This window comes from Nocardia carnea (assembly GCF_029869215.1).
GTDB lineage: Bacteria > Actinomycetota > Actinomycetes > Mycobacteriales > Mycobacteriaceae > Nocardia > Nocardia carnea_B.
Genome location: NZ_JARWPM010000018.1, coordinates 1 through 8,036, shown reverse-complemented (window position 1 = coordinate 8,036; position 8,036 = coordinate 1). Strand labels below are relative to the sequence as shown.

Sequence of the window (8,036 nt, the reverse complement as noted above, 5' to 3'; positions counted from 1 at the left end):
GGGTTGTGGTGGTCGCTCATGGGGGATCGGCTCAGGGAGCGAAGGAACGGTGGCCGACGTAGAAGGCGAGGGCGCGGTCCGGTGTGCTGAACCGGATCCGCGATCCTTTCGGGAAGAAGATCGCGTCCTTGGGCCCCGCCGCATTTGCGGGTGGCGAAGGCCGGCGGTTCTGCACACCCACCGCCGGCAACTCCGGCCCCCCCCCCCGCGCCGGCGCGGCCGGCGGAGATCTCGGCGAAGTCGACAGTGTGGGAATCGTCGCCTTCACCGTGGACGGTTTCGAGCCGGGAAAGGTCGCGGCGTATCTGTCCGCCGAATACGGCATCGGGGTCCGCGACGGCCGATTCTGCGCGCATCCCCTGCTCGCCCGGCTGGGCGTCGACGCGGCAGTTCGCGCCAGTATCGGCCTGGGCACCACGCCGCAAGATATCGACCGGCTGCTCGAAGCGGTGACCGCATTGGTCGCCCACGGCCCACGCTGGAACTACGCCTGCGATACGGGTCGCTGGGATCCACTGCCGGAAACCCGCCCGGGCCTGGCCGCCACCGGCGCAGGGACCGCACCGTGCGCGGTGTGATCGCCATCCGGCCCCATAGGACCACTGTGCCTGCCGCGCAATAGTCGTGTGCCGTGACACGACGGAGTGAGCACCGATTCACCTGGCCGATCGGCAACCGCGCGGGTGGAGCGTCGCCGAACCGCGCGATGGCCGCCCCGCTCCGTCGAGGAGGAGCCTGCTGCCGTCGCGGCCTGAGGTAGGAGCCGTTCACGTCCCGTTCCAGAATTGCGTTCTGCGTTTCGGAAAGCATATTCTCTTCATGAGAGAGGCACTGGCTCAGGGAGTAGTGATGACAGAAACCGCAGTGATCACCGGCGCCGCGGGCGGTATCGGCGAGCACACCGCGCGGCGTTTGGCGGCCGACGGCGTTCGGTGCGTGCTGGTGGACCGCAATCCCCACGTCCGGCAGATCGCCGCGGAACTCGGGGGCGAGGCGATCGTCGGCGACCTCACGGATCCGGCGCTCTCCCGTGCGGCGGTCGCCGCGGCCGGAGACCGGGTGGACCTGCTCGTCCTCAACGCCGGGACCAATTCGGCCGACAAGGACCCGGCGACCCTGGACCTCAACCGTTACCACGCGGTCGTGGGCGTCAATCAGCATGCGGTGGTGTGGGGTCTGCGCGCCGCTCTGCCGGTCATGCGCCGGCAGGGCGGCGGCTCTATCGTCGTCACCGCCTCGCATGCGGCGATCGCGGGAGTCCCGCAGGATCCGATCTACACCATGACCAAGCACGCCGTGATCGGCTTGGTACGCGCCTTGCACGGGAAGCTCGCCCGCGAGGGCATCCGGCTGAGTGCCGTATGCCCGGGCCTGGTGGATACGCCACTCACCGCGGGCGGGCGTGAGCGTTTCCGCGCCGCGGGCATACCGATGCTGGGGGCCGACGAGGTCGCGGCCGCGGTCGAAAACGTGCTGCGGACAGGCGAACCGGGCACCGAACTGGTAGTCCGCCCCGGAAAGCCGGCCATCCGATACACCGCGGCACCACTCCCCTGAACTCCACCCCGCCGGGTGCACGCTTACCGCGTAGCCCCGCTCCGCGCCGGCCGGGCCCGGCCGGCGCCCCGCCGGCATCGAGCGCCATCGACTACACCGGCGCCGGCACCGGACCGGCCGGAGCATCGGTCGACCGGCGCACGGCTTCCGCAGCCCGGCCGACCCCTTCGACCGTTTGCCGCCGTTTTCTCGCTGTGGATACCGTCTGGCCCGATGGCTGTCGACTCGATGTTCGATTCACTGGACGGCCTGTCCGCGGGGGATGCACTGACCGGCGGCCTGGTTCGGCGCGCGAGAACCGTTACCGCGCTGGCTGACCGAGACCCGTCTCGGCCACCGGCGCAAGAACTCCGGCTTCCGCCGCCTCCGGCACCGGCCGTCGAAAACCTCGTAACTCGGACCGCCAGGGAACCACAACACCGGCACCGGCATTCTCGGCGAGGGCAGGGTCAGCGCTCCCGTTCCAGCTGGGCCAGGCGGGCGAGTGCGGGCATCGCGGCAGCGAGCGCCCGGCGGTGGGCGGTGGTCAGCTCCGCGATCATCGGCGCCAGGTGCCGGACCCGATCGTCGTGGCGGGTTTGCCGCACGTCCCGCCCCACTTCGGTGAGTTCGACGAGGACGGCCCGTTTGTCGTCCGGGTCGCGGCGGCGCAGGACCAGGCCGTCGCGTTCCAAGCGCGCGATGAGCTGGGTGATGCCCGGCTGGGTGAGCTGCTCGGTTTCGGTGAGATCGGTCAGCCGGAGCGGTCCCCGCCGGGCCAGCGTGTCGAGTACCGACAGCGTGGTGAACGGCAGTTTCTCCCGGACCGGGATCCGGATATAGCCGCGGTTGAAGTCCTCGATCACCGCGGCGAAGGCGTCCACGTCGAAGTCGTCGTCCACCCGAGCCACTATAACGGCGATTTATACAAGTTGCTTAAATAAGCCACTTATGTATTCTGGCGACCAGACCGAGGAGGCCGGATGAGCGATACGACCCCGGGGACGTTCCCCTTGACGCCGACGACGATTCACATCCCCGACAGCGTGCTCGCCGACCTGCGGCACCGCCTGGACCTGACCCGGCTACCCGAGGACAGCGGCAACGAGGACTGGTATTACGGCGTTCCCGTGGCTGTCTCCAGGAACTGGTGGACTACTGGCGCGACGGGTACGACTGGCGCGCGGCCGAAGCCGAGATCAACTCGTACCAGCATTTCCGGGTCGATATCGACGGGGTCCCGGTGCATTTCATGCGCAGGCCCGGCGTCGGCCCGGCTCCGGTACCGCTGATCCTGACGCACGGCTGGCCCTGGACGTTCTGGCACTGGTCCAAGGTCGCCGGTCCACTGGCCGACCCCGGGGCGCACGGCGGTGACCCGGCCGAGGCATTCGACGTGATCGTGCCCTCGTTTCCCGGCTTCGGTTTCTCCAGCCCGCTGACGAACCGCCCGGATCTGAACTTCTGGAAAGTCGCCGACCTCTGGCACACGCTCATGACGGAAATCCTGGGCTACGAGAAATACGGCGCCGCCGGCTGCGATGTCGGTGCGCTGGTCACCGGGCAGCTCGGCCACAAGTACGCCGACGAGCTGTATGCCATCCATATCGGCTCCGGACTGAAACTCACCCTGTTCAACGGCGACCGCGCCTGGGACTACAGCGGCGGGCAGCCGATTCCCGAGGGCCTGCCCGCGGATGTCCACGCCCGTTTCGTGCAGCTGGACAAGCGTTTCGCCGTCCACCTCGCCGCCCATCTCCTGGCCCCGAGCACCCTCGCGCACGCGCTGTCGGACTCCCCGGCGGGCATGCTGGCGTGGCTGTTGGAACGCTGGTGGAAATGGAGTGACAACGGCGGCGATATCGACACGGTGTTCAGCAAGGACGATATCCTCACGCACGCCACGATCTACTGGGCCACCAACACCATCGGCACCTCGATCCGCCTCTACGCCAACAACAATCGCTACCCTTGGACGCCGTCCCACGACCGGCTCCCGGTGGTCCAGGCACCCACCGGGATCACCTTCGTCGGCTACGAGAACCCGCCCGGTATCGGTACAGCCCAGCGTGTCGAGCATTTCCGCACCGGCGATCGGGCCCAGTGGTACAACCACGTGAACCTCACCGTCCACGACCGCGGCGGGCATTTCATTCCGTGGGAGATCCCGGACCGCTGGGTCGACGATCTCCGCCGCACATTCCGTAACCGGCGCTGACGCGAGCACACCGCGGTCGGCCGCGCGCCCACGCCCACCGGTCCCGTAACGGTTGCGGTCAGTCGCGCGAGCGGGCAAGAACGAGCGGTATGCGGGTGCTGTGCAGGACCGCCTGGCCGACCGAGCCGAGTGTCATCCCGGCGAAACCGCCGCGGCCGTGGCTGCCCACGACCATCAGCTGGGCGTTCTCGGATTCCGCCAGCAGGCGGCGGGCGGGGCGGTCTTCGGCGACGATATGCGTGACGGGCACATCGGGGTAGCGTTCCGACCGCCCGGCCAGGCTTTCCGCCTGCATGGCGCGGGCCTGTTCCTGCATTTCCTCGCGGGAGGTGTAGCGGAAGAATTCCGACCAGGTCGTCACCGCGATCAGGCCGACGCTGCCGCGGGCGGCTTCCTCGAAGGCGATATCGACGGCTTCCTGGCTCCGTGGCGAACCGTCGACCCCGACCACCACCGGCCGCTGGGACAGATCGCGCACCGGTTCCTCCGCGTCCGGGATCACCGCCACCGGACAGCGCGCATGGCGCGCCAGTGATGTGCTCACCGAACCGAGCAGCAGCCGGCCGAGAGTACCCAGGCCGCGGGTGCCGACCACGATCATCCGCGCGTCCGGCGACAGATCGATCAGGACGGTGGTGGCCCCGAGGTCGGCGACCGTGGTCTCGATGGCGAGTTCGCCCGCGGTTTCCCGGGCGGTCTCGGCGGCCGAGGTCAGCAACGCTTCACCATCGGCGCGCAGGGCCTGGTTGTCGAGGCCGACCACACTGATCTCGGGTCCGAAGGTGACCGGCGCACCGATCGCGTGGACGAGCCGCAGCGGGCAGCGGTGCAAGGCGGCACGGCGCGCAGCCCACCGCACCGCGTCCAGTGACGTCGGTGAACCGTCGACGCCGACCACGATCGGCGCTTCGGAATGTACGGCCATATCGGGTTGCCTCTCGCCTCGCCCAGCTCGGTGCGGCGGAATCCGCCGGTGCTCCCCATCCCGTCGAGGATATGGCGGGACCGGCGCCCCGATGTGCAGGCGCCGGTCCCGTGTCTCACCGCAGCGGCGTGATCAGCGCAGGTCGTACCGATCGTTGTTCGCGACCTTGACCCAGGCGGCCACGAAGTCGCGCACGAACTTCGGCCCGGCGTCGCGCTGGCCGTACACTTCGGCGACCGCGCGCAGCTGCGAATGCGAGCCGAAGATCAGGTCGTTGGCGGTGGCGGTCCACTTGGGCTGCCCGGTGCGCCGGTCGACACCCTCGTAGACGTTCTCCGCCGATTCCGACGGTTTCCATTCGGTGCCCATATCGAGCAGGTTGACGAAGAAATCGTTGGTCAGCACACCCGGCCGGTCGGTGAGCACCCCGTGCTTCGTGCCGCCGTGGTTGGCTCCCAGGGCCCGCATCCCGCCCACCAGGACGGTGAGTTCCGGGGCCGTCAGGTCGAGCATGTAGGCGCGGTCCACCAGCAGGCGTTCCAGCTGCGCCTTCTCGCCGCTGCGCACGTAGTTGCGGAAACCGTCGGCTCGCGGTTCGAGCACCGCGAACGATTCCACATCGGTGTTCTCCTGGGTCGCGTCCGTGCGGCCCGGGGCGAACGGCACCGTGATGTCGTATCCGGCGTCCTTCGCCGCCTTCTCGACCGCGGCCGAACCGGCCAGCACGATCACATCGGCCAGGGAGACCCGCTTCCCGCCGGTCGCCGAGTTGTTGAAATCCTGCTGGATCCCTTCGAGGACGGGCAGCACCTTCGCGAGTTCGGCCGGTTCGTTGACCTCCCAGTTCTTCTGCGGTTCGAGCCGGAGCCGGGCGCCGTTCGCGCCGCCGCGCTTATCGGTGCTGCGGAAGCTGGCCGCCGACGCCCACGCCGTCTTCACCAGCTGGGCGACCGACAGACCCGATTCGAGCACCGTGCTCTTCAGAGCGGCGATATCCGCGTCGTCGATCAGTTCGTGGTCGACGGGCGGCACCGGATCCTGCCACAGCTGCGGTTCCGGGACCCAGGGGCCGAGATACCGGCTGATCGGTCCCATATCGCGGTGCAGCAGCTTGTACCAGGCCTTGGCGAATTCCTCGGCGAGTTCCTCGGGATGCTCGAGCCAGCGGCTGGTGATCTCCCGGTAGATCGGGTCCTCGCGCAGGGCCAGGTCGGTGGTGAGCATGCTGGGAGCGCGGGCGGGGCCGTCGAACGGGTCCGGGATCGTGCCCTCCCCGGCGCCGTCCTTGGGTTTCCACTGCCAGGCTCCGGCGGGGCTCTTGGTGAGCTCCCATTCGTAGCCGTAGAGGTTCTTCAGGAAGCCGTTGCTCCACTGGGTGGGAGTGGAGGTCCAGATCACCTCCGGTCCGCCGGTGATGGCGTCGCGGCCGACCCCGGTGCCGTGGGCGCTCTTCCAGCCCAGCCCCTGCTGCTCGATGGGGGCGGCTTCGGGTTCCGGGCCCACCAGATCGGGGTTGCCGGCGCCGTGGGTTTTACCGAAACTGTGGCCGCCGACGATCAGCGCGGCGGTCTCCACATCGTTCATGGCCATGCGGCCGAAGGTTTCCCGGATATCGCGGGCGGCGGCCACCGGGTCGGGGCGGCCGTTGGGCCCCTCCGGGTTCACATAGATCAGGCCCATCTGGACGTTGGCGAGCGGCCCGGACAGTTCCCGGTCACCGCTGTAACGTTCGTCGCCGAGCCAGGTGTCCTCCGGACCCCAGTAGATTTCCTCGGGTTCCCAGATATCGGGGCGGCCGAAGCCGAAGCCGAAAGTTTTGAAGCCCATCGACTCCAGGGCGACATTACCGGCGAAAACCAGCAAATCCGCCCACGAGAGCGAGTTTCCGTACTTCTGCTTGACCGGCCACAGCAGCCGGCGCGCCTTGTCCAGGCTGGCGTTGTCGGGCCAGCTGTTGAGCGGCGCGAACCGTTGTGCGCCCTGGCCACCGCCGCCGCGGCCGTCGGCGATGCGGTAGGTGCCCGCGGCGTGCCAGCTCATCCGGATGAACAGGCCGCCGTAATTGCCGTAATCGGCGGGCCACCAATCCTGCGAATCGGTGAGCACCGCCGCGACATCGGCCTTCAGGGCCTCCACGTCGAGTTTCGCGAATTCTTTCGCGTAGTCGAAATCCTCACCCAGCGGATTGGCCTTGGACGAATGGGCGTGCAGTATCGAGACGTCGATCTGGTCCGGCCACCAGTCCCGGTTGGTGTGCGGGCGGCGATCGGTCTTGGGGGTCGGCGACGGAATCGCCGGATTCTCGCTTTCGCTGTTACTCGAGGTCCCGGTCTCCGGAGCGGGTGGACGGCTATCGGAGGTCACGATATTCCTTCCTGACGAGTGGTGCGGGCTGCTATCGGAAATGTGCGGATCTCGCGCAATCGGGGCATTGGCCCCAGTAGATGACCTCGGCTTCGTCGATCGTGAAACCGCGGTCGTCGGAGGCGGTCAGGCACGGGGATTCGCCGACCGCGCAATCGACATCGGCGATCGCCCCGCAGGTCCGGCAGACGACGTGATGGTGATTGTCACCGACGCGGGTCTCGTAGCGCGCTACCGAGCCGGACGGCTGGATACAGCGCAGCAGACCCGCGGCGGTGAGCGTACGCAACGAGTCGTACACCGCCTGATGGGATACCGCCGATAAACGGGACCGCACGGCCCGGATGATCGAATCCGTATCGGCGTGCGGGTTGTCGTGCACCGCGCTCAGCACCGCGACCCGCGGAGCGGTCACGCGTAGCGAAACTCCCCGCAGCATCTGCTGGAATTCCTCGGCCGTATGCACACCGCAAAGTCTCGTCCGTTATCTGGAATGGGTCAAGGATATGCCCCATCGTTCCTGCGTACGGCGCCGAGCCGCCCATACCCGAACCGCGATCCGGGCGCGAACACGCACTCGATTCGCGCGATCGGCATCGCCTATCGCCCCGGCCGGCACCCGGCCGCCGCCCCACACTGACGCTATGACCACTGTGCGGCACGGGGTGGCGACGACCACCCGAACTACCCGGGGACGCGTCGTTACGGCGGACCATCCGCAGGCCACCCTCACCGCCGCTCGTGCCGAGGCGGCCGAACTGATGCCGGCCCGATGAGCGCCGGCCACCCGCCCACCGATCACCCCGCCCCGCCCGGCCCGGCCCGGGGGGTGATGTATTATGGGGCGGAGAAGCACCCACACCAACAGCCAGAACCAGCTACCCGACTTGATTGCCACGCTTCGGAACATCGAGGCGGCTTACATGGAGTTCCGGCGGGTTCTCGGCACCGGTACGCGACGGCGCCAACGGATGCTGGCGCATACAGAGGATG

General features: G+C 68.4%; 7 protein-coding genes and 3 pseudogenes. 5 read left to right on the top strand and 5 right to left on the bottom strand.

Features of this window, described 5'->3' with window-relative positions; all coding sequences use genetic code 11:
* Nucleotides 1-31: 31 nt before the first annotated feature.
* Nucleotides 32-139 (bottom strand): annotated as a pseudogene (locus tag QH276_RS00375) (ethanolamine utilization protein); the annotation flags it as partial.
* Between the two features lie 103 nt (nt 140-242).
* Here QH276_RS00375 and QH276_RS00370 point away from each other — a divergent pair.
* Both QH276_RS00370 and QH276_RS00365 read left to right on the top strand, forming a co-directional pair.
* Nucleotides 243-578 (top strand): annotated as a pseudogene (locus tag QH276_RS00370) (aminotransferase class V-fold PLP-dependent enzyme); the annotation flags it as partial.
* A gap of 271 nt (nt 579-849) precedes the next feature.
* On the top strand, nt 850-1,557 hold the full coding sequence (locus tag QH276_RS00365) for an SDR family oxidoreductase (RefSeq protein ID WP_280401287.1): 708 nt from the start codon (nt 850-852) through the stop codon (nt 1,555-1,557).
* Between the two features lie 449 nt (nt 1,558-2,006).
* Here QH276_RS00365 and QH276_RS00360 read toward each other — a convergent pair whose 3' ends face one another.
* Nucleotides 2,007-2,438, bottom strand: coding sequence for a MarR family winged helix-turn-helix transcriptional regulator (locus tag QH276_RS00360; RefSeq protein WP_280401288.1), 432 nt, complete (start codon nt 2,436-2,438; stop codon nt 2,007-2,009).
* A gap of 81 nt (nt 2,439-2,519) precedes the next feature.
* On the opposite strand from QH276_RS00360, the pseudogene QH276_RS35415 reads away from it, so the two are divergent.
* Nucleotides 2,520-2,803 (top strand): annotated as a pseudogene (locus tag QH276_RS35415) (epoxide hydrolase N-terminal domain-containing protein); the annotation flags it as partial.
* Nucleotides 2,789-3,754 carry an alpha/beta fold hydrolase gene (locus QH276_RS00355; protein ID WP_348536661.1) on the top strand — a complete coding sequence of 322 codons (966 nt, stop codon included), beginning with the start codon at nt 2,789-2,791 and terminating at the stop codon, nt 3,752-3,754. The pseudogene QH276_RS35415 and the gene QH276_RS00355, both read left to right, overlap by 15 nt.
* A 58-nt stretch (nt 3,755-3,812) precedes the next feature.
* Here the strand turns inward: QH276_RS00355 and QH276_RS00350 are convergent, their stop codons facing one another.
* The 3 genes from QH276_RS00350 to QH276_RS00340 form a co-directional block, all read right to left on the bottom strand.
* The gene (locus tag QH276_RS00350; RefSeq protein ID WP_280401290.1) at nt 3,813-4,679 is read right to left on the bottom strand and encodes a universal stress protein; all 867 of its coding nucleotides are present in this window, start codon (nt 4,677-4,679) and stop codon (nt 3,813-3,815) included.
* A gap of 132 nt (nt 4,680-4,811) precedes the next feature.
* The gene (gene katG, locus QH276_RS00345) at nt 4,812-7,043 is read right to left on the bottom strand and encodes a catalase/peroxidase HPI (protein ID WP_280401291.1); all 2,232 of its coding nucleotides are present in this window, start codon (nt 7,041-7,043) and stop codon (nt 4,812-4,814) included.
* A gap of 31 nt (nt 7,044-7,074) precedes the next feature.
* Nucleotides 7,075-7,482: a Fur family transcriptional regulator gene (locus tag QH276_RS00340; protein ID WP_280401303.1), complete on the bottom strand. Its 408-nt coding sequence runs from the start codon at nt 7,480-7,482 to the stop codon at nt 7,075-7,077.
* Between the two features lie 205 nt (nt 7,483-7,687).
* On the opposite strand from QH276_RS00340, the gene QH276_RS00335 reads away from it, so the two are divergent.
* On the top strand, nt 7,688-7,819 hold the full coding sequence (locus QH276_RS00335; RefSeq protein WP_280401292.1) for a hypothetical protein: 132 nt from the start codon (nt 7,688-7,690) through the stop codon (nt 7,817-7,819).
* Nucleotides 7,820-8,036: the final 217 nt, after the last annotated feature.